Here is a 20,693-nt window from a genome sequence, read left to right as displayed (position 1 = left end):
GCGGGCCTTTCCTGACAGTCTATCCCCTCCAGGCAATGGTCATCACGCTCCGTCTGTGTGAGTATCGGTCCGGCATGTGCGCATCCGCATCACAACGGCCGACGCCTTGAACGATCCTTTGCCCGAGACCATCGCCGCCGAAAGGCTGCGCCAGCACCTCGAAGATGTCGCGCGCGAGCGCGACAATGCCTATCGCGCGCTCCAGGAGCGAGAGGCCGAGCTCGCGCGCATCCAGCGCATCGGCAAGGTCGGCGGCCTCGAGGTCGACTTCCGCGAGGGCTTCAAGAACCGCCGCTCGCCGGAATATCTGATGATCCACGGCCTGCCTCCCGAGGCCGCCGACGAATCGCACGAGGCGTGGGTCAGCCGCATCCATTCCGAGGATCGGGATGCGACCGTCAAGCACTTCATCGACGCGCTGGCCGGGACCAGCGAAGACTACGTCGCCGAATACCGCATCGTCCGTCCCAGTGACGGAGAGACCCGCTGGATCCGCGTCGTCGCCAAGATCGAGCGCGACCGCGACGGGCGCGCCATCCGCCTCGTCGGCGCCCATATCGATATCACCGACCAGATGCTCGCGCGTGAGACGCTGCGCGAGAGCGAAGATCGGTTTCGGCTGATCGCCGACAGCGCGCCGGTGCCGATCTGGGTCACGAAACTCGACCGCAAGCGATCCTTCGCCAACCAGGCCTATGTCGACTTCGTGGGCCTGCCCTACGAGGAAGCCATCGATTTCGACTGGCGCAAGGTGCTGCATCCGGACGACCTGCCGCAGGTGCTCCAGCAATCCGTCCAGGGTGAAGCGTCGCTGAAGCCCTTCGTGCTGGAAGCGCGCTACAAGAACGCCAGTGGCGAATGGCGCTGGCTGCGCTCGGAATCCCAGCCGCGCTGGGATCCGACCGGCAAGCATATCGGCTTCATCGGCGTCGCTCACGACGTCACCGCCGCCAAGCAGGCCGAGATCGAGCTCCGGCGGCTCAACGAGACGCTGGAGGAGCGCATCGCCGAGCGCACCGCCGAGCTCGAATCCAACGAGGCCCGGCTGCGCGCGATCCTGGAGACCAGCAACCAGTATCAGGGGTTGGTCAATCTCACGGGCGAGTTGCTCTACGCCAACAAGACCGCGCTCGCTGGCATCCGCGCCGAGGCGCGCGACGTCATCGGCAAGCCGTTCTGGGACTCGCCGTGGTTCACGGGAACCCCGGGGATGAGTGCCGTCGCGCGCGAGGCCTTCGAAACCGTGCTGAGAGGCGAAGCGGTGCGGATGGAGATGCGGCTGCGCCTGCCGATAGGCGAGCGCGACTTCGAGTTCGACATGCGCCCCGTGCTCGACCGCCACGGCAAGATCACGGGCGCGGTGCCGGAACTGGTCGACATCACCGAGCGCCGCCGCGGCGAGGAAGCGCTGCGGCAGTCGCAGAAGATGGAGGCGATCGGTCAGCTCACCGGCGGCGTCGCCCACGACTTCAACAACCTCCTCACCATCATCCGTTCGGCGACCGACTTCCTGCGCCGGCGCGAACTGCCGGAGGAACGCCGCCGCCGCTATGTCGATGCGATCTCGGACACCGTCGAGCGCGCCTCGAAACTGACCGCGCAGCTTCTGGCCTTCGCGCGACGGCAGCCGCTGAAGCCGCAGATCTTCAATGTCGCCAGCCAGGTCGAGGGCGTGGCGCAACTGGTGCGGCCGCTGGTCGGCGGACGCATCGAGATCGGCGTCGAGGTTGAGGATGCGGATTGCTTCACCGTCGCCGACATCGCGCAGTTCGAGACCGCGCTGATCAACCTCGCCATCAACGCCCGCGACGCCATGGACGGCGAAGGCCGTCTCACCATCGCGGTGCGCAAGGTGCAGGGCATCCCGAGCCTGCGCGCGCAATCGGCGCGCGGCGGCGACTATGTCGCGATCTCGGTCGCGGACACCGGCAGCGGCATCGTGCCCGACCATCTCGACTCCATCTTCGAGCCGTTCTTCACCACCAAGGAGGTCGGCAAGGGCACCGGCCTCGGCCTCAGCCAGGCGTTCGGCTTCGCCAAGCAGTCCGAGGGCGACATCGCGGTGACGAGCACGCCGGGCAAAGGCGCGACCTTCACGATCTACCTTCCGCAGGCGCAGAGCCCTGCCACCGAGAACGAAGCCGCAGCGCTGACCAGCGAAGCCGCGACCACCGGGCGCGGCTACCGCGTGCTCGTGGTCGAGGACAATGACGACGTCGGCCAGTTCTCGACCGAGCTGCTGGAGGACCTCGGCTACGTCGTCCGCCGCGTCGCCAACGCCAACGCGGCGCTGGCGATCCTCGGCGAGAACGAATTCGCCGTCGACCTCGTCTTCTCCGACGTCATCATGCCCGGCATGAACGGCGTCGAGCTCGCCGGGATCATCCGCGAGCGCTATCCGGGCCTGCCCGTCGTGCTCACCTCCGGCTACAGCAACGTGCTCGCCGAGAACGCCCATCGCGGCTTCGAGCTGATCCAGAAGCCGTATTCGGTGGAATCGCTGTCGCGGATTCTGCGCAAGGCGATCACCGAGAAGCTGTCGGTGGCAAGGTGAGCGCATCCTCATTGTGAAATCTTGAGGCGGCCTCGCCTTCAGGGGAAGACAGCGCCGTCGGCTTCGGCTACCGCTGCGGAACAATCAAAGGCAACGAGGACCGAACGTGCCGACCGCGCCGTCTGACGCCATCTGGGCCTGGAGCATCATCGTCGCCGCGACCGCAGGCGTCATCATCCGCCCCCTGGCCCTGCCCGAGGCGATCTGGGCCGTGATCGGCGCCGGCGCCCTCGTGCTGCTCGGCTTCCTGCCGTGGCAGGATGCGCTTGTCGGCATCGAGAAGGGTGTCGACGTCTATCTCTTCCTGATCGGCATGATGCTGATCGCCGAACTGGCGCGGCTCGAAGGCTTGTTCGACTATCTCGCCGCGCTCGCGGTGGAATATGCAGACGGCTCGCCACAGCGGCTGTTCCTGTTGATCTATCTCGTCGGCACCCTTGTCACCGTGCTGCTCTCGAACGACGCCACCGCGATCGTGCTGACACCCGCCGTCTATGCCGCGACGCGCGCCGCCGGCGCCAAGCCGCTGCCTTATCTGTTCGTCTGCGCCTTCATCGCGAATGCCGCAAGCTTCGTGCTGCCGATCTCCAATCCGGCCAACCTCGTCGTGTTCGGCGCGCGCATGCCGCAGCTGACCGAATGGCTGCACCTGTTCGCCCTGCCCTCGGCGGCTTCCATTCTGCTGACTTATGTCGTGCTGCGCCTGACCCAGCATCGCGCGCTGAAGGAGGAGACGATTGCACGGAGCGTGCCGCATCCGAAGCTCGGCCGCGGCGGCAAGCTGACCGCGGCCGGTATCGTCGCGATCGGCATCGTGCTGGTCACGGCCTCCGCGCTCGACAGACAACTCGGCCTGCCGACCTTCATCTGCGGCGTGGCGACGGCCGCGATCGTGCTGCTGCTGAGCCGGCAATCGCCGCTGCCCGTTCTGAGGGGCGTGTCGTGGAGCGTGCTGCCGCTGGTCGGCGGGCTCTTCGTGATGGTGGAAGCGCTGGTGAAAACAGGCGTGATCGGGCAGCTCAGCGCACTGCTGCACCAGGCCGTCGCGCAATCGGTGCCGAAGGCCGCCTGGAGCGTCGGCATCGCAACCGCCATCGCCGACAACATCGCCAACAACCTTCCGGTCGGCCTCGTCGCAGGCTCGGTCGCCGCCGCCGATCATTTGCCCGCGCCCGTCGTCAGCGCCATCCTGATCGGCGTCGACCTCGGCCCCAACCTGTCGGTAACGGGATCCCTCGCCACCATCCTATGGCTGGTCGCGCTGCGGCGGGAGAAGATCGAGGTCGGCGCCTGGCCGTTCCTCAAGCTCGGCCTATTGGTGACGCCGCCCGCTTTGATCGCCGCGCTGGCTGCGGCGATCAGGTAGTCGCGGCCAATTAGGTTCGGTTGTTTGCGGTGCATCAATGCCGGCGGTGTAACCACCGCTAGAGTTCACTTGTCGCGCGATTAAAACATGCCGCGGCAAGGAAGGTTCATCATGCAGATCCAATCAAAAGCGCTGCCGCAGAGCTTTTCCCTGCGTCGCGAAATTCAGAGCTTCATGGCGCCGGCCGTAAGCCGAGGCGAGACATCCCATCCCCTGCTCGTCGTCTCCGTCGTGGCGCTGCTGGCTCTGTTCGCCATCGTGGAAATCGACCTGCATTCCGTCCAGCTTCAGGCGATCGGCCTGCTCAGCCATGGCACCGGGATTGATCCCGTCTTCCTGAGCCCGTAGCGGGAAAAGCCCGATCGCGGCCATGACGGCCGCGACCGGGGTTATCTCGCATCTTCAGTCGTTCTCGTAGCCGTAGACTTCCGGCAGGATGAAGATTGCGGCGAGCAATCCGATCAGCGGGAAGATCGCGACCATCAGCGTGGCATTCGCCTGCCCGATGGCGGCGAACACTGTCGGGAACAGGAAGATCGCCAGGAACGACGGCAGCTTCACGAACATGTAGGCGAAGCCGCTGGCGGTGCCGCGGTACTTCGGCTTGGCGACCATGGTCGGGATCGTCATGCAGTTCGACGCATCCCAATAATGGCCCCACAACATGGCGGCGGCCGCGAACGGCAGCAGGATCTTGTTGTCGGTATAGAGCGCAAAAGCGGCGACCAGCAGCGAGGCCAGCACGATGCCGAAACCGGCGATCGCGATGCCGCGGTGACCGATCTTCGGCGTCAGCAGCGGTCCGACCCAGCCGGACAGAGCGGCGAAGGAGAACAGCGCCATCGTCACCAGATTGATGCCGAGCACGCTCGACACGCCGACCATGACGAACAGCACCGGGAGATAGAACGCAAAGGTCGAGAACTCGCTGCCTTGCGCGAAGCAGGCGATCCATCCGTAGATCGTCGCGCGCCAGCGGATCGGATCCTTCTTGAGATCGGCGAGGAACGCGCGGGTCGAGACCTTCGGCACCTCCACGTCCTGGTTGGGCAGCATGGCGAGATCGTCGTTGAACATCTCGCGCGCGACCTGCTTGGCCTCGCGGTAGCGTCCCTTCTGCACCAGCCACACTGCCGTCTCCGGCACGTCATGCCGCATCACCAGGATGATCAGCGCCGGCAGCGCGCCGAGGCCGAGCGTCACGCGCCACAGCGTCTCATGGTGGATGTCGAGCAGCAGGAAGATCACGATGACGCCGATCGTCAGCACTTCGCCGACGGCGAACATGAACTGCCAGCGATTGCCCATGACCTCGCGCTCACCCTTGGCCATGGATTCCATGATGTAGGTGTAGCCGGTCGAAATATCCGAGCCGAGCGGAATGCCGAGCAGGAATCGGATCACGATCAGCCAGGTAACGTTCGGCACGAAAGCCTGCGCCAGCGCCAGCACGATGAACATCACCATCGTCACCAGGAACATCACGCGGCGGCCGATCTTGTCGGAGAGCCAGCCGCCGAGCAGCGCGCCGATGAGTGCGCCGCCCTGCGTGCCGGCTGCGGCAAGGCCCAGCATCAGCGGATCGGGATTGTACTGCTCCTTGATGAAGATCAGCACGAAGGCGATCGAATAGAGGTCCCAGGCCTCGACCAGGATCGAGGCCATCATCAGCCAGCCGACCTTGTTCCCCTTGGGACTGTAGTTCGTGATGAGGTAGCGGACCGCGGCTTCGCTCGCGGTCGGTTGGGGCATGGCCATCGTCGACATCTTTGGTCCTCTCTTCAAAACTCTCTTACGCGCCGAGCAGCGGCTCGATGCTGCAATCGAGCAGGCGCGGATCGATCCCTGCCTCCATGCCCGTGAACATCTGGTCCATGTAGTCGATCAGCGCGTCGCTCGCCTTCACGGCGTCCTCGACATGGCGGCCGGCGACCGCACTGAGAATGGCGAGGTGGCGATCGATCGTGCCTGACAGTTCGGCCTGTCCCGGCATGAAGCGGTGGTGGATGTAGCCGATGCGGCGGTACAGCGTGTGCAAGGGCCGCAGCGTATGCACCAGGAAAGGCTCGCCGGCAGCTTCCAGCACCAGCGCGTCGATGCGGCGATCGATGCTGTTGAATTCGTCGAGGGTCAGGGTGGCGCGGCGTTCGCGCAACAGACGCTCGATGTGCAGCGCCTGATTGCGATGCGAGAGGCTGGCGCGATCGGCCGCAAGGCGGACGACGAAGCGCTCCATGTCGCGGCGCAAGGCCAGCAGCATGCGCTCGCGCGCCAGATCGATCGGCGCGATGTGCAGGCCATGGCGCGGACGGATGATGATGAGCGTATCGTTGGAGAGACGATTGACGGCGTGATGCACCGGCGTGCGCCCGAAGCCGGTGATCTGCTGCAATTCCAGCATCGTCATGAACTGGCCGGGCTTGAGCTCGCAATGAACGAGCAACTCCTCGATCTTCTGGTAGGCAAGCTCGAAGAAGTTGAGACGGTTGCGGCGGGAGGGCCTGCCCTCGCCGTCGTCCTCGTTTCTCACCACCTCGAGCGCGCGCTTGCGCCGTGCCATGTTGTCCTCCCCGTCGGCCTGCGTTGTCCCGTGCAGGGCGGCGCCTTATTTGTGACTGGCTTAAAACATGTTGTGATATATTACAAGCAGGCGTAAGACTTCCGTGCGACCTGCAGCATGCTGCAGTGCAAAATGAGACGTCAGGCGCGAGGCGCCGGTGATGGGAGGATTGTTGCCGTGAAGATCACGTCGATCGAGACGCTGCGCACCGAGGAATTTTCCAACGTCATCTGGGTGCGCGTCCACACCGACACGGGCATGATCGGTCTCGGCGAAACCTTCTACGGCGCAGGCGCGGTCGAAGCGCAGATCCACGACACGTTTGCCGGCCGCCTGCTCGGCCGCAATCCCCTGCACATCGAAGCCATCCATCGCGACATGCTGAACCTGCCGATGGCGCAATCCTCGACCGGCGTCGAATACCGCGCGGCCTCCGCGATCGACATCGCGCTGTGGGATTTGTTCGGCAAGGTCTGCAATCAGCCGGTGCACCAGATGCTCGGCGGCCTGTGCCGCGACAAGCAGCGCATCTACAACACCTGCGCCGGCACGCAATATGTCCGCTCCACCAATATCAGCCCGGTTGCCAACTGGAATCTCGGGGCGTCCAAGGGTCCCTATGAAGACCTTGACGGCTTCATGCACCACGCCGACGCGCTGGCCGAAAGCCTGCTGGAGAGCGGTATCTCCGCGATGAAGATCTGGCCGTTCGATCCGGCGGCGCAGGAGAACAAGGGCCTCTACATCACCGCTGCGCAGATGAAGAAGGCGATCGAGCCGTTCGAGAAGATCCGGAAAGCCGTCGGCGACAAGATGGAGATCATGGTCGAGCTCCATTCGCTCTGGAACCTGCCGACCGCCAAGCAGATCGCGCGCGCCCTCGAGCCCTACAAGCCGACCTGGTACGAAGACCCGATCCGGATGAACTCGCCGCAGGCGCTGGCCGAATACGCCCGCTCGACCGACGTCTGGGTCTGCGCCAGCGAAACGCTGGGCTCGCGCTTCCCCTACAAGGACATGCTCGACCGCGACGCCATGCATGTGGTGATGGCCGATCTGTGCTGGACCGGCGGCCTCACCGAGGGCCGCAAGATCGCGGCGATGGCCGAGACCTATCACCGGCCCTTTGCGCCGCATGACTGCATCGGCCCGATCGGCTTCATCGCGGCGATCCACATGTCGTTCAGCCAGCCCAACACGCTGATCCAGGAATCGGTGCGCGCCTTCTACAAGGGCTGGTACAATGAGCTCGTCACCACGATGCCCGTGATCAAGGACGGCTATGTCTTCCCGATGGAAGGACCCGGCCTTGGCGTCGACCTTCTGCCCGCCGTATTCGACCGCACTGATCTCACCGTGCGCCGCTCCAACGCTTGAGGATCTCCTGAGATGAGCACTGCCCTGTTCGACTTGTCCGGCCGCACCGCACTCGTGACCGGCTCCTCCCGCGGGCTCGGCCGCGCCATCGCCGAGGGCATGGCCAAGGCCGGCGCCAGGCTGATCATCAACGGCGTCGATCCCAAGCGCGTCGAGCAGGCCGTCGCCGAGTTTCGCGCCGCAGGACATCAGGCCGAAGGCGCTGCCTTCAACGTCACCGACGAGCCGGCGATCGTCGCGGCGTTCAACGATTTCGACAAAAAGGGCATTGCCGTCGATATCGTCGTCAACAACGCCGGCATCCAGCACCGCAAGCCGCTGGTCGAGTTCACCACCGACGAGTGGCGCAAGGTGATCGAGACCAACCTCACCAGCGCCTTCGTGATCGGCCGCGAGGCCGCCAAGCGCATGATCCCGCGCAAGTACGGCAAGATCATCAATATCGGCTCGCTCGGCAGCGAGCTGGCGCGTCCCACCATCGCGCCCTACACAGCAGCCAAGGGCGGCATCAAGAACCTGACCCGCTCGATGGCGGTGGAATGGGCCCAGCACGGCATCCAGGCCAATGCGATCGGCCCCGGCTACATGCTCACCGACATGAACGAGGCGCTGGTCAACAACACCGATTTCAACACCTGGCTGATGGGCCGCATCCCGTCGAAGCGCTGGGGCAGACCGGACGAGCTGGTGGGCGCCGCGATCTTCCTGGCATCGGACGCCTCGACCTATGTCAATGGCCAGATCATCTATGTCGATGGCGGCATGATCGCCGCGATGTGACCCGCAAAGCATAGTGAGGAGCGAGCCCATGCGCGCCGTCGTCATTCACGCCCCGAAAGACCTGCGGATCGACAGCTACCCCGATCCGGCACCCGGCCCGGGCGAGGTCCGCGTCAAGATCGCCAATGGCGGCATCTGCGGCTCGGACCTGCATTACTATCATCACGGCGGTTTCGGCGTCGTGCGCATCCAGCAGCCGATGGCGCTGGGCCACGAGATCGCCGGTGTCGTCGCGGCCGTCGGTGACGGCGTCACCAGCGTCAAGCCGGGCACGCGCGTCGCGGTCAATCCGAGCAAGCCGTGCGGCCAGTGCCTGCATTGCCAGGAAGGCATGCGCAACCAATGCCTCGACATGCGCTTCCTCGGCAGCGCGATGCGCTTTCCCCATGTCCAGGGCGGCTTTCGCGAGTTCATCACGGTCGATGCCACGCAGGCGGTGCCGATCTCCGACAAGCTGTCGCTGGCAGAGGCCGCGGTCGCCGAGCCGCTCGCGGTGTGCCTGCATGCCGGCAAGCAGGCCGGCCCCCTGCTCGGCAAGCGCGTGCTGATCACCGGCTGCGGCCCGATCGGCGCGCTGATGATCCTGGTCTCCCGCTTCGGCGGCGCCGCCGAGATCGTGGTGACCGATGTCGCCGACGCGCCGCTGGCGGTCGCCAGGAAGCTCGGCGCCACCCACGCCATCAACGTCGCGACAAATGCCACCGCGCTCGATTCCTGGCGCACCGGCAAGGGCGTGTTCGACACGCTGTTCGAAGCCTCCGGCAATCAGGCGGCGCTACGCACCGCGCTCGACGTGCTCAGGCCCGGCGCCACGCTGGTGCAGCTCGGCCTCGGCGGCGAGATGACGCTGCCGATCAATTCCATCGTCGCCAAGGAATTGCAGCTCCGCGGCACCTTCCGCTTCGATCCCGAGTTCGAGCTCGCGGTGCGGCTGATGGGCGAAGGCCTGATCGACGTCAAGCCGCTGATCACGGCCACCATGCCGTTCGAGAACGCGGTCGCCGCCTTCGAGCTTGCCAGCGACCGCGCGCAGTCGATGAAGGTGCAGCTGACGTTCTAAATGCGGCGAGGCTTGCTCCACCTCTCCCGTAGGGAGAGGTGGACCGCACTACCGGCTCTCGACCAACCGCTCATTCACCAGCCGCACGGCGCCGCGCTTCCACGAATAGTCGGCGCCGAGGCGCAGGCCGCTGTCACCGCGCGCCAGCACTGCGCCGCTCCTGGCGTCGCGAACCTGGAAGCCCAGCGTATATTCGGTGCGGCCGACCCGCCGCACCACGCCGATCAGAGATTGGTCCGCGCCGAGCCCTTGGGCGATCGTCGCCTCGCAGCCCCCGCAATCGCGCAAGGCGCGCGCCTTGGCCTCGCCGCCGACATCGACGATGCGATAGCGGCCGGATTGGCCGAGCGCCTCGCGCACGCTGCCGGTGACCTCGGCGAGATAGGCTGCGTCCGACGTCGCCGTTGCCCCCGCAGACGCGGCGGTCATGTCCTCGAGCTCGAACTCGAACACCGCCAGCGCGATCGGTGCGGGCCCAGCCAGCGCCGCCTTGACCTCGCGCGAGACGAACATCTCGGCACGCTCCCAGGATTCGTCGTTGTCGCCGCGGAAGGTGTAGAGCTTGTCCATCACGATCCTCCTGGATCCGACGTCGATCACGGCGACCTTGGCCCATTGCACCAGCGTGCTGGTCTTCTGGATGCCGCCGATCACCTTGAACGCCGCGCCGTCCTCGACCGACGGCACCGGCCGGTAGCGGCCGTCCGCGCCGATGTCCCGTCTGAGCGCGGCCATGAAGGCCGACAGCCGCCGCTCGTGGGCGGCGGTCTGGTTGGCCGGCTCGGCCGACGTGTCGGTATAGCTGAAATCGTCCATGGCAACGCCGATGCCGGCGTCGGCACCGGCTGGCGAACAGGCCGCGGCAAGGACGACAAGGAGGAAAGTGGAGAAGATCAACCGGGACAGGTGCATGAGCGGGCCTCGTGGGACGGAGCGGCCCGAAAATCTGGATGGTCGCCTACGGCCTTGCATCCGTGTCCGTCCCGGCAAGCACCGGGAAAATTTCACGACGTTGCACTGCGGTAAGCGCAGCGCTTTCCGCCGCTTGCGTTCTGCCGTTTAATGCGGAGGCGACAAGCCCGTTCGCGCCAGGTGCCCGCCGATGTGGAACCGCCCGAGATTCGATCTCAAGGTCCGTCTGACGTTGCGCGTGGCCGCAATATCGGCCGCCTGCTTCGCCGTGATATCAGCCTATTTCCTTGTCACGGCTGACCGCGCGGCGCATGCGCGCATCGACAGTATCGCTGCCATCGTGGCGAAGTCGCTGGAGCTGCAACAGGGCAAAGTCCAGTGGGTGGCCAGCCCGCGCTCGGACTTCCCCAACCTTGACCCCGTATCGGCCTACGTCATGACGCCGGGCCTGTGCCTGGCCTTCCGAGGCACGAGCGGCGACATCCTGCAGCGGTTCTGCAGCGGCGCGCCGACGCCGGCAAACGCGCCGCCGCAGGCCTTCGCGACCTTCTATCGCAGCCTGTTCGACCCCGGCCGCGAGGCGGCACGGCCCGTGATCGTGCGCGGAACGAAGCTCGGCGAGACCGTGGTCTCGGTCGATCCGGCCGTGCAGACCGCGGAGGCCTGGCACGAGGCCGGCCGCCTGACGATCGCGCTTGCGATCGCACTGCCGCTGCTCTGCGCGCTGGTCTATGCGGCGCTGGCGCGGGCGCTGCGCCCTACCCGCATGATCCGTACCGGCCTCGAGCGGATCGCCGCCGGCGACCTCGCGACGCGCCTGCCGCCGTTCGAGCTCGCCGAGCTCTCGGCCCTTCGCGACGTCTTCAATCACCTCGCCGAAAGCCTCGACACCGCGCTCGCCGAACGCGCCGAGCTGACGCGGAAGCTGATCGCGCTCCAGGACGAGGAGCGCCGCCATCTCGCGCGCGAGCTGCACGACGAGTTCGGCCAGTCGCTGGCCGCCATCCGCGCGCTCGCCTCGTCTGCCCGCCAGACCGCCGTGCAGGACTGCCCGTCCCTGCTGTCCGAATGCGACGGCATCGCACGGACCGCAACCGGCATGATGGAGATGCTGCGCGGCACGCTGTTCCGGCTGCGTCCGCCCGATGTCGAGGAGCTCGGGCTCGTCGCCAGCCTCGAAGGCCTGGTCGCCGGCTGGAACGGACGCAGCCGCGGCGAGACGCGTTATGCGATCCGGTTCGACGGCGCCTTCGAGACCCTGCCGCCCGCGATCAGCGCCAGCCTCTACCGCATCGTGCAGGAGGCCCTCACCAACGCCGCCAAGCATGCCGGCGCAACCAAGGTGAGCCTGGAATTGACGAGGCGTGCCGACGAGATCGCGCTTGCGATCGACGACGACGGCCGCTCAAGCGATCCCGCCGCGAAATCCGGCATGGGCCTGCTCGGCATGCGCGAGCGCGTCGCGGCCCTGCGTGGCCGATTGAGCTTCGAGGCCGGACCGCATGGCGGCACGGCGCTGCGCGTCACCATCCCTGTCAGCGCCGATCGGCCGGTGCTGGAGCGGGCGGCATGAGCGCGGCCGACGCGACCATCCTGCTGGTCGACGACCATTCCGTCGTTCGCGAAGGCTATCGCTCGGTGCTCCAGAAGCAGCCGGGCCTGCGCGTCATCGCCGAAGCCGCCGACGGCGCGGAGGCCTATCGTCTGTTCAAATCCGAGGCGCCCGACCTCGTCATCATGGATCTGAGCATGCCCGGCATCGGCGGCATCGAGGCCGTCAGGCGCATCAGGCAATGGGACAAGGGCGCAAGAATCCTCGTCTTCACCATGCACCAGAATGCGGGCTTCGCCGTGCAGGCGATCCGTGCCGGTGCGCGGGGCTATGTCACCAAGATGAGCCCGCCGGAGACGCTGGTGCGCGCGGTGATGGACGTGCTCGCGGGCAGGATCGCCATCAGTCCCGACATCGACCACGAGCTGGCGCTCAGCCGCATCAGCGGCGAGAGCTCGGCTGCCGACGTCCTCACGCCGCGCGAGTTCGAGGTGCTGCGGCTGCTGCTGGCCGAGAACACGACGGAGGAGATCGCCGAGACGCTCCACGTCAGTCCGAAGACGGTGGCGAACCTGCATTCGCTGATCAAGGACAAGCTCGGCGTCGGCTCCGACATCGAGCTGGTCCGGCTGGCGCTGCGCCAGGGGTTGTTGACGCAGGTCGATCTCGGCGAGGCCTGAAGCGCTCAGGCCAGATAGCGCGTCAGATAGCCTTCCATCGCGTAGAGCGCGCACAGCGCCAGGCTCGACCACACCGCGGCGCTGAAATACAGGAACATCCAGGTCAGCTCGCCCTTCCAATGCGCGATGTCGTGGGTCACCACCCAGCGCGTCGAGACGTCATGCAGGCCTTCGAGGAAGCCAAGGAACCTGTTGCCTTCTTCATGCCCCGCCCGCCAACGGCTGAGATACATCGGCACGTCCACGGTGACGAGGAAGGCGAGGAAGCAGGCGATGCCGACGATACCGGCAATCATCGCCCAGCGCACCGGGCCCTGGAATTCCGGCATCAGGCGGCACAGCGCGATGCCGGCGAGGAAAAAGGTCACCGCCCACAGCGAGTTCTCGATCGCGTTGTAGAGGAAGTTGGTCGTCACCACCGCGTACCAGGAGAAGCACTCCGCGATGATGATGATCGGCACGATCACGAGCGCGATGTTCACCGCGGTCTCCGCACCCGTCATCTGACCCAGCTGATGCAGGATGATGGCCCATTGCGCGACGAAGCAAAGCTCGGCCACGGTCGCGACCGAACGGCCGACCACGACGCTGGAGAGCCAGGTGTCGAACAGGCAGATGCGCTGCACGTCGGCGCGCGGCAGGAACGAGCGGAAGGCGCAGCCGAACACATAGCCGGCGCAGAGCAGGAACATCAGCCCGATGTCGGACCCGCCGCCAACACTGCCGGCGACCGTCGGGTAGAACTCGCGATACAGCATGAACCAGACGAGAATATTGGCAGCACTGACAAGCGTCAGGGACCCCCACCACCACGCCAGGGGATTTGACCGCGCCTGCCACTGCAACATGAATCGCTCCGCCGTAACCGATATGACATCCAGCGGTAGTAATTCTGTCATAAATCAGCAGCACGACGCGACAAAAATCTACGTTATGGCGCTGTCATAATTGCGCTCCGCGCTGTCATATTCGCGAAGGCGATCAGCCCTCCACTCCTTTCCAGGCTCATTCCGGGGCCGCCCTTTTGAGGCGGCCCGAATGATGCGAGGAACTTATGTCTTCATCCCACCCACATACGCCGCGAGCTTGTCCAGCGTCTGGTAGCCGTATTCGACGGCACCAAAGCCGATCATGCCGTCGCGCTGCTCGGTGCTCGAGGCCAGTTGCCGCATCATCAGCACCGTCTTGCCGTTGCTCTGCTCGGCAAAGGTGACCGTGAAGCGGAACATCCCGGGATCGTCGTCCTGGTCGGTGCCGTGGTCCATCTCCATCAGCGAGGGCCGCTCGATACGGCGGAAGCGCATGCGGTTCGGATAGACCGTGCCGTCTGGGCCGATCATGTTGAAGCGCCAGACGCCGCCGACGCGCACGTCGATCTCGAAGGTCTCGACCTTGAAGCCCTTCGGCCCGAACCATTGCGGCAGATGCTTCGGGTCGGACCAAGCCTCGAACACCAGATCGCGCGGCGCGTCGATCACGCGCGACATCACGATCTCGCGGTCGAGCGACCATTGCGACAGAGCGGGGTTGGCAGAATTCGTCATCGTCAAGAACCTTTCCGTTTGGTTGTACGGGACGGCCGCTTGGCGGCCGCCCTCTCCTTCTCTTTCTTCAGTTGCATGACGTAAGCCTCGAACCGGTCGAGCCGCGCCTCCCAGATCGCGCGCTGCTGCTGGAACCAGTCCTCTGCACCGACGAGCGCGTCCGGGCTGAGACGGCAGGTGCGCACGCGGCCGGATTTCTCCGACAGAACGAGCCCGCTCGTCTCCAGCACATGGATGTGTTTCATGAAGCTCGGCAGCGCCATGTCGAAGGGATCCGCGAGCTCGCCGACGGATGCTTCGCCGCCGCAGAGCCGCATCACGATCGCCCGCCGTGTCGGATCGGCAAGAGCCGCGAAGATCTGATCAAGGTGGGATAATTGGTTAGCCATGTAGCTAACCATACACGCCAGATGGCGGACGTCAACGATTGTTAGCCGGTTGGCTAAGTTAAAGCTGCGTAACCTAGATGGAACCCACAACGCGCAATCGTGAATTGGGACATCGCACCCTCCCCGCTAAAAGATATCCGGGGGCGCACAAGCATGATTCATCAGAGCACGTGGCGCCTGTTGTCACCTCATCCCCGATCAGCCGGCGAACCTTCGCCCGGGCTGCGCTCATTCCGCTTGCAATCGCGCTTCGACCGCGGCGCGCATCCGCGGATTCCGACATGATCGCGCAGATGCGCGACATCGTCGCCGCCGAGCTTGCGCCGACCGCAACGCCGGACCGGCCGGGCGGCCTCGCCGCCGCGCTCTATGCCGGCCGCCACGTCGAGTTCTTCAACTACGGCTTTGCCGACGACGCCAGCCGGCGTCCCGTCACACCGGACACGCTGTTCAACCTCGCCTCGCTGCGCAAGCCTTTCGAGGCGACGCTGGTCGCGCTCGGCGCGCTCCGTAGCGAGCTGCGGCTCGACGATCCCCTGCCGAAATACCTGCCCGAACTCACCGGCGACACCATCCGCCGCGTCACCGTCGGCGAGCTCGTCACGCACACGTCGGGACTGCTGCTGCCGACCGACCATCCGCCCTGGCCGAACGCGCAGTTCTCACGCGCGCAGTTCATCGAGATGCTCAACGCGTGGAGACCGCGAGCTGGTGAGGCGCCCGGCAAGCAACGCATCTACAGCCACGCCGGCTATGTGCTGCTCCAGCTCGTGCTCGACAGCCGTTACGGCGCGCCGATCGCAACCCAGTTCGAGCAGCGCATCTTCAAGCCGCTGGGCATGACCGCGACCTCGGTGCCCGAACGCGGCGAGGACAACCGCGCCATCATGGACAAGGCCTGGATGCAGCGCGTGGTCCAGGGCTATTCGGATCAGGGCACCGCGATCGGCCCGCCCGGCAACCAGCAGAGCTATTTCGATGTCCCCGGCACCGGCCAGATGTTCTCTTCGCCGCGGGATCTTTCGACCTTCGTTGCGGCCTGCGTCGATGGCCGCTCGGTCGATCCGCATTTGCGTGAGGCGTTGCGAATGACGCAGCATGAGGCCTTCCGCGTCGACGAGAAATTCGGCCAAGGCATGGCCTGGGAGACGGTGCATCTTCCCGAGGCCACCGTTATCGACAAGCCGGGCGGCCTCAACAACGCCTCCGGCTATCTCGGCCTGATCCCGTCGCGGCGGATCGGCATCGTGCTGCTGGCCAATCGCGGCGAATACCCGCACGAGATCGCCCGCTACAAGATTCTGCCGGCGCTCGCACAACTGGTCGCGTCGCACGGCGGCTGAGCTCGAAAACAGAAAGCCCCGGCCAGGCCGGGGCTTTCCACGCCAGATCAGGAACGGGATGGAGCTCAGTATCTGGCGACGACCGGTCCGCCGAACTTGTAGTTCACGCCGACGCGCACGATGTTCGACTTGAGGTCGACCGAGTGGGTGTAGACGTTGCTCGGGAATGCGACGGCCGGCACGAAGGCAGCAAGGTTGGTGCTGGTCGCGCTGGCGCGGCCGAGATCGACATAGAGATATTCGGCCTTGAGCGACCAGCCGCCGCCGAACGCGTATTCGGTGCCGGCGCCCACGGTCCAGCCGACGCGGGTGTCGCGGATCGCCGCGGACTCCGTCGCCGACGCGAACGTGTCGGTGAAGTTGAAATTGCCCTTCACCTCCGCGATGGCCGCGCCGCCCGTGGCGTAGAGCAGCCAGGTCGGAGCGGCGAGGAAGCCGATGCGGCCGCGGATCGTTGCGAGCCAGTCGGCCGAGACTGACGACGACACCGTGAAGCCGGTCGGGGCGCAACAGGGATAGAGCGCCGAGCCGCTCGCGCTGCCCTTGAAGCCGAAATAGTTGATGTCGCCTTCGAGGCCGAGCACGGCATGGTTGACCTGCCAGTTGTAGCCGGCGGTGAAGCCGCCGGTGACGCTGGAGCTGTTGACGCCCTGGGCGCCGACGGCGCCTATGGCAGGAATGCTGCTGGCCGCAAAATAGCCGGTCGGAGAAAACACGGTCGAGGTGCTGGGATCGGAGCTGCCCCACTGCCCGCCGACATTGCCGCCGACGTAGAATCCGGTCCAGTTGTAGGCCGGCGCCATCATCGGCGCCTTGGTGTAATGCGCCGCCAGGTCGGCCGCCTGCACGGATGCGGTGCCGAGCACAAGCGATGCGACCGCCAGCAAAAACGTCTTCATTCCAGTCTCCTTGCCCCACGCGATCTGCTCGCGTTTCGAATGCGCGGGCGGAAGGCATCCGGCGCAGATCGGGCATAGGCGGCTGGCCTCATGCCGTCTTGGGCTGCGACGAAGTTCATAGGGACTGTGACGTAGTGTGCGCCCCACCTCGTGCGAACGAACGAGGAGTGTGGCCCGGCAGCCACGCATCATCCTTGATCGACGGCGCGCCACGCGCGCCCATGTCGCATCACGACAAGGCCGCGCGAGCGCGATTCGAAGCCGCCCGGCTCAGACCGAGCGTGTCAGTCCGCCGTCGACGCGGATGTTCTGGCCGGTGATATAGGCCGCGCCGTCGGAGGCCAGGAACGAGATCGTCGCGGCGATCTCCCCGACCTTGCCGTAGCGCTTCATCGGCACGCTGTCGCGTCGCGCGTCCTGCTGCGGCAGGCTGTCGATCCAGCCCGGCAGCACGTTGTTCATGCGGATGTTGTCGGCGGCATGGGTGTCGGTGAAGATCTTGGTGAAGGCGGCAAGCCCTGCGCGGAACACCGCCGAGGTCGGAAACATCGCGCTCGGCTCGAACGCCCAGGCGGTCGAGATGTTGATGATGGCGCCGCTCTTCTGCGCCTGCATCACCGGCGTCACCAGCCGGGTCGGCCGGATCACGTTGAGGAGATACGTGTCGAGCCCGGTGTGCCACTGCTCGTCGGTAATCTCGGTGATCGCAGCGCGCGGCCCATGGCCCGCACTGTTGACGAGCACGTCGATGCGTCCCCACTTGGCAAGCGCTCCATCGACGAGACGCTTCAGATCGTCATTCGACGTGTTGGAACCGGTGACGCCGAGGCCGCCGAGCTCGGCCGCCAGCGCCTCGCCCTTGCCGGAGGACGACAGGATCGCGACGCGAAATCCGTCGTCCGCGAGCCGCCGCGCAGCCGCTGCCCCCATGCCGCTGCCACCGGCGGTGACAAGTGCGACCTTCTCTGCTGCCATGACGATCATCCCTGTCTTGAGGCGAGCCCAAGGTTTAGTCTGTTATGGCCCGGCCTATCATGAGGCCTTCTAGCGCCAGACTTGCCAGCAGGTCCACCGTCGAAAGCAACCGTCATGAGCGATTTGCAGATCCGCAATTTGCGCCCCGAGGAGATCTCCATCGCCGTCGACTGGGCCGCGGCCGAAGGCTGGAATCCGGGCCCGTCCGACGCCGCCTGCTTCGCCATACCAGACGCGCAGGGCTTCTTCGTCGGCGAGATCGATGGCGAGCCGGTCGCGACCGTCTCCTGCGTCAATTACGATGACCGCTTCGCCTTTCTCGGATTCTACATCGTGCGCGAAAGTTTTCGCGGCTCCGGCCACGGCCTGCGCATCTGGAACGCGGCGATCGCGCATGCGCGTCCCCGCGTGATCGGGCTCGACGGCGTCGTCGCGCAGCAGGACAATTATAAAAAGTCCGGTTTCCAGCTCGCCTACGCCAATATCCGCTATGGCGGCATCGTCGCCGCGCTGAAACCGCCCGCCGATGTCGTCGCGCTCGACACGATCCCCTTCGCGCTCGTTGAAGCCGACGACGCCACGGTGTTTCCCGCACCGCGCAGCGCCTTCCTCCGCGCCTGGATCAAGACATCAGGCCATGTCGGCCGCGCGCTGCTGCGTGATGGCAAGCTGGCCGCATGGGGCGTGATCCGTCCGTGCCGGACCGGCTGCAAGATCGGCCCGCTCGTCGCCGACGATCGTGCGGCGGCCGAAGCCGTCGTGCAGGCCTTGCTGGCGAGCGCGGGCGGCGGCGAAGTCTTCCTCGATGTCCCCGCCGTCAATCGCGAGGCCATCGCGCTCGCGGAAGGGCTCGGCCTCAAGCCGGTGTTCGAGACGGCGCGGATGTACACCGGGCCAATCCCACCGCTGCGGCTCGACCGCGTCTTCGGCGTGACCAGCTTCGAGCTGGGTTAGTGCAAAGCGCCGCTCAGTAGCAGCGCATGACGTTGACGGTGTGCTCGCCACCACCGCGGCCGGGCACCGTCACCTGCTCCGTCGGGCAGCTCGGCACGTAGGGCCGGTCGGACGGCACCACGTTGGGCGGGAAGCGATGCGTCCAGTCCCAGGGGACGTCATAGGTGTAGGTGTAGCGCACGTCGTTGGAGACGGGCTGTCCGATGTCGACGAAGGGCTGGTTGTCGTTTCCTCCGCCGTAGTAGAACCCACCGCCGCCCGGCCAATAGACCCAGGGCGTGCGGCCGCGGAACCGGGCGCCCGGCGCAATCGGAGGACGCGCTACCGCGCCGGGAGGCGCAGCAGTGGCCACGACGCCATGCGGCGCGGCGCCGCCGGGCCTTGCAAAACTGTCGCTGGAAGAAAGGAGCAGCGCGGCTGCGCTGAGCGAGGCGAACAGCGCCCCAAATGATCTGGACATCATCATGATACGCACCAACTCGTTTGGCTTCGGCGGCTCCCCACCGCACGCTAGGCCGGGCTGTCGCCCAGCCGCAAACGTATAATTAATTATTGGTTAAGGCACGGGATTAACGGGGAACCCGGTGCGGCAGAACGCCCGGGATTCCCGGCCGGCTTCAAGCCCTTCGATCCACAGGACGCCGATTCATAAGTAGTTGATCGGAGTTGATCGGCTGAGGCTGTCCATGTCCGGAACGCTGTCGGATTGCAGTTGTTGGCCCCCGACAAGAAGCAGGGAGCATCTCGCATGCAAAACAAGTCAAAACTCTTCGGGCTGATCACGGCGTTGCTCGTCGCAGGCACTGCAGCCGCGTCCGCGCAGGGCTACGACTGGAACGGGCCGCGGGCAGGCTGGGACCGCACCGCCCCCACCTACGAACCGGTTCAGCCGCGCGCGTACTATCCGGATGCCGCCGGGCCGTATGGCGCGGTGAGCGGCACCCATCATCCGACACCGAGCTCGACGCAGGGCGATGTCGGCCCCGACGGCAACAACAATGGCACGCTGACCGGCAGATATCGCAACTGGTAGCGCAAGCCTTGCAACAAGGCCCGTCGTCCTTGCAGGGACGACGGGCCTTTTCTGCGTCAACACAAGCCCTTGTGCAGCCGCCGGGCAAAACACCCAAGCCCGGGTCAAGGGACCGGCATCGAAATAATTCTCTTTATTCGAATTCGGAATTTTGGTAGACATTCCTCACTCCGGCCCAAGGAAGAGGGGCGCATCGCGATCGTCACGACACGCGGGCCGGGTGGCGGTGGACGCGAGTGGCGTCGGCGCGAATGGCTTCGCAGGGCGGGCAACCGTGAGCAAAGCCGTCGCGCACACGACCGGTGCCATCAGCGTACGGCAAAATCGTGTGGTCCTGACGCCCGGGGTCTGTGCGTCAAGTCTTGTGGTGATGTGGCAGCCCAACCGGGCAGACGCATCAGCCATCTGCAAAGGCGACGGGGGCAATAGTGCACCGCTCCCCGGGGAGAGCACGACATAAGCCGTCAAACCACTGCGCAGGGAAGGCCGGGATGTCTCCGGTTGCCCTGTTCTCCGCTGTGCATGAAGCATGCGCAAGCTGCTCTTGGCATGGCGGTCGATGGGAGCCAACCGGCTCCCGGTCTTCCCTGCACCCTCTTCCATCGATGAGGGTCAGACGACAAAGCAAATCTCGGGCGAAACAAGCCGCGAGGATGCGAAGGTGTGTCTGCCGCTCAGAAGCCGAAGACCGAATGCTGCCGCAAGCACCATCTCA

20 protein-coding genes are annotated in these 20,693 nt (G+C 65.7%); 11 read left to right on the top strand and 9 right to left on the bottom strand.

The annotated features are described in order from the left end of the window. The first annotated feature begins 76 nt into the window (after positions 1-76). The 3 genes from AC1RUR_RS00805 to AC1RUR_RS00795 all read left to right on the top strand — a co-directional run bounded on the left by AC1RUR_RS00805 (position 77) and on the right by AC1RUR_RS00795 (position 4,268). Positions 77-2,554: a hybrid sensor histidine kinase/response regulator gene (locus AC1RUR_RS00805; RefSeq protein ID WP_492840378.1), complete on the top strand. Its 2,478-nt coding sequence runs from the start codon at positions 77-79 to the stop codon at positions 2,552-2,554. A gap of 106 nt (positions 2,555-2,660) precedes the next feature. After that, a complete protein-coding gene (locus AC1RUR_RS00800) occupies positions 2,661-3,920 on the top strand; it encodes an arsenic transporter (RefSeq protein WP_492840376.1) in 1,260 nt (419 codons plus the stop codon). A gap of 111 nt (positions 3,921-4,031) precedes the next feature. Next, the gene (locus AC1RUR_RS00795; protein WP_492840374.1) at positions 4,032-4,268 is read left to right on the top strand and encodes a hypothetical protein; all 237 of its coding nucleotides are present in this window, start codon (positions 4,032-4,034) and stop codon (positions 4,266-4,268) included. A 54-nt stretch (positions 4,269-4,322) separates the two neighbouring features. Here the strand turns inward: AC1RUR_RS00795 and AC1RUR_RS00790 are convergent, their stop codons facing one another. Both AC1RUR_RS00790 and AC1RUR_RS00785 read right to left on the bottom strand, forming a co-directional pair. Then, positions 4,323-5,687, bottom strand: a complete 1,365-nt coding sequence (locus AC1RUR_RS00790; protein ID WP_492840372.1) for an MFS transporter — start codon at positions 5,685-5,687, stop codon at positions 4,323-4,325. Between the two features lie 25 nt (positions 5,688-5,712). Next, positions 5,713-6,480, bottom strand: coding sequence for a GntR family transcriptional regulator (locus tag AC1RUR_RS00785; RefSeq protein WP_492840370.1), 768 nt, complete (start codon positions 6,478-6,480; stop codon positions 5,713-5,715). A gap of 177 nt (positions 6,481-6,657) precedes the next feature. Between AC1RUR_RS00785 and AC1RUR_RS00780 the strand changes: the two genes are divergently transcribed. Genes AC1RUR_RS00780 through AC1RUR_RS00770 form a run of 3 tightly spaced genes read left to right on the top strand, consistent with a single transcriptional unit; the run spans position 6,658 to position 9,697 of the window. Next, positions 6,658-7,857: a mandelate racemase/muconate lactonizing enzyme family protein gene (locus tag AC1RUR_RS00780; RefSeq protein ID WP_492840368.1), complete on the top strand. Its 1,200-nt coding sequence runs from the start codon at positions 6,658-6,660 to the stop codon at positions 7,855-7,857. A gap of 12 nt (positions 7,858-7,869) precedes the next feature. After that, entirely contained in the window at positions 7,870-8,637 is a 768-nt protein-coding gene (locus AC1RUR_RS00775) for an SDR family oxidoreductase (RefSeq protein ID WP_492840366.1), read from the top strand. Between the two features lie 28 nt (positions 8,638-8,665). After that, positions 8,666-9,697: an L-idonate 5-dehydrogenase gene (locus AC1RUR_RS00770; protein WP_492840364.1), complete on the top strand. Its 1,032-nt coding sequence runs from the start codon at positions 8,666-8,668 to the stop codon at positions 9,695-9,697. Between the two features lie 48 nt (positions 9,698-9,745). Here AC1RUR_RS00770 and AC1RUR_RS00765 read toward each other — a convergent pair whose 3' ends face one another. Then, on the bottom strand, positions 9,746-10,609 hold the full coding sequence (locus tag AC1RUR_RS00765; RefSeq protein ID WP_492840362.1) for a DUF3280 domain-containing protein: 864 nt from the start codon (positions 10,607-10,609) through the stop codon (positions 9,746-9,748). Positions 10,610-10,799: 190 nt separating this feature from the next. Between AC1RUR_RS00765 and AC1RUR_RS00760 the strand changes: the two genes are divergently transcribed. Next, positions 10,800-12,182, top strand: a complete 1,383-nt coding sequence (locus tag AC1RUR_RS00760; protein ID WP_492840360.1) for a sensor histidine kinase — start codon at positions 10,800-10,802, stop codon at positions 12,180-12,182. After that, entirely contained in the window at positions 12,179-12,841 is a 663-nt protein-coding gene (locus AC1RUR_RS00755; RefSeq protein WP_492840358.1) for a response regulator, read from the top strand. The genes AC1RUR_RS00760 and AC1RUR_RS00755 overlap by 4 nt, the downstream gene beginning before the upstream one ends. Positions 12,842-12,846: 5 nt before the next feature. Here the strand turns inward: AC1RUR_RS00755 and AC1RUR_RS00750 are convergent, their stop codons facing one another. The 3 genes from AC1RUR_RS00750 to AC1RUR_RS00740 form a co-directional block, all read right to left on the bottom strand. Next, positions 12,847-13,689, bottom strand: a complete 843-nt coding sequence (locus AC1RUR_RS00750; RefSeq protein ID WP_492840356.1) for a hypothetical protein — start codon at positions 13,687-13,689, stop codon at positions 12,847-12,849. A 204-nt stretch (positions 13,690-13,893) separates the two neighbouring features. Continuing rightward, positions 13,894-14,385 carry an SRPBCC family protein gene (locus tag AC1RUR_RS00745; RefSeq protein ID WP_492840354.1) on the bottom strand — a complete coding sequence of 164 codons (492 nt, stop codon included), beginning with the start codon at positions 14,383-14,385 and terminating at the stop codon, positions 13,894-13,896. A 2-nt stretch (positions 14,386-14,387) separates the two neighbouring features. Next, positions 14,388-14,774, bottom strand: coding sequence for an ArsR/SmtB family transcription factor (locus AC1RUR_RS00740; protein WP_492840352.1), 387 nt, complete (start codon positions 14,772-14,774; stop codon positions 14,388-14,390). Between the two features lie 281 nt (positions 14,775-15,055). Here AC1RUR_RS00740 and AC1RUR_RS00735 point away from each other — a divergent pair, with 281 nt between their 5' ends. Continuing rightward, positions 15,056-16,117, top strand: a complete 1,062-nt coding sequence (locus AC1RUR_RS00735; RefSeq protein ID WP_492840350.1) for a serine hydrolase — start codon at positions 15,056-15,058, stop codon at positions 16,115-16,117. A 65-nt stretch (positions 16,118-16,182) separates the two neighbouring features. Here AC1RUR_RS00735 and AC1RUR_RS00730 read toward each other — a convergent pair whose 3' ends face one another. Both AC1RUR_RS00730 and AC1RUR_RS00725 read right to left on the bottom strand, forming a co-directional pair. Further along, the gene (locus AC1RUR_RS00730) at positions 16,183-17,016 is read right to left on the bottom strand and encodes an outer membrane protein (RefSeq protein ID WP_492840348.1); all 834 of its coding nucleotides are present in this window, start codon (positions 17,014-17,016) and stop codon (positions 16,183-16,185) included. A 270-nt stretch (positions 17,017-17,286) separates the two neighbouring features. Next, a complete protein-coding gene (locus tag AC1RUR_RS00725) occupies positions 17,287-17,991 on the bottom strand; it encodes an SDR family oxidoreductase (protein WP_492840346.1) in 705 nt (234 codons plus the stop codon). 114 nt (positions 17,992-18,105) lie between these two features. Between AC1RUR_RS00725 and AC1RUR_RS00720 the strand changes: the two genes are divergently transcribed. After that, positions 18,106-18,945, top strand: a complete 840-nt coding sequence (locus AC1RUR_RS00720; RefSeq protein ID WP_492840344.1) for a GNAT family N-acetyltransferase — start codon at positions 18,106-18,108, stop codon at positions 18,943-18,945. 13 nt (positions 18,946-18,958) lie between these two features. Here AC1RUR_RS00720 and AC1RUR_RS00715 read toward each other — a convergent pair whose 3' ends face one another. Then, on the bottom strand, positions 18,959-19,408 hold the full coding sequence (locus AC1RUR_RS00715) for a hypothetical protein (RefSeq protein WP_492841554.1): 450 nt from the start codon (positions 19,406-19,408) through the stop codon (positions 18,959-18,961). 285 nt (positions 19,409-19,693) lie between these two features. Here AC1RUR_RS00715 and AC1RUR_RS00710 point away from each other — a divergent pair, with 285 nt between their 5' ends. Next, on the top strand, positions 19,694-19,978 hold the full coding sequence (locus AC1RUR_RS00710; RefSeq protein WP_492840342.1) for a hypothetical protein: 285 nt from the start codon (positions 19,694-19,696) through the stop codon (positions 19,976-19,978). The last annotated feature ends 715 nt before the right edge of the window (positions 19,979-20,693 follow it).

Source organism: Bradyrhizobium sp. GW821-FHT12B03 (genome assembly GCF_058807535.1).
The sequence above is the reverse complement of the archived record's forward strand: the minus strand, read 5'-3'. Positions and strand labels throughout refer to the sequence as shown.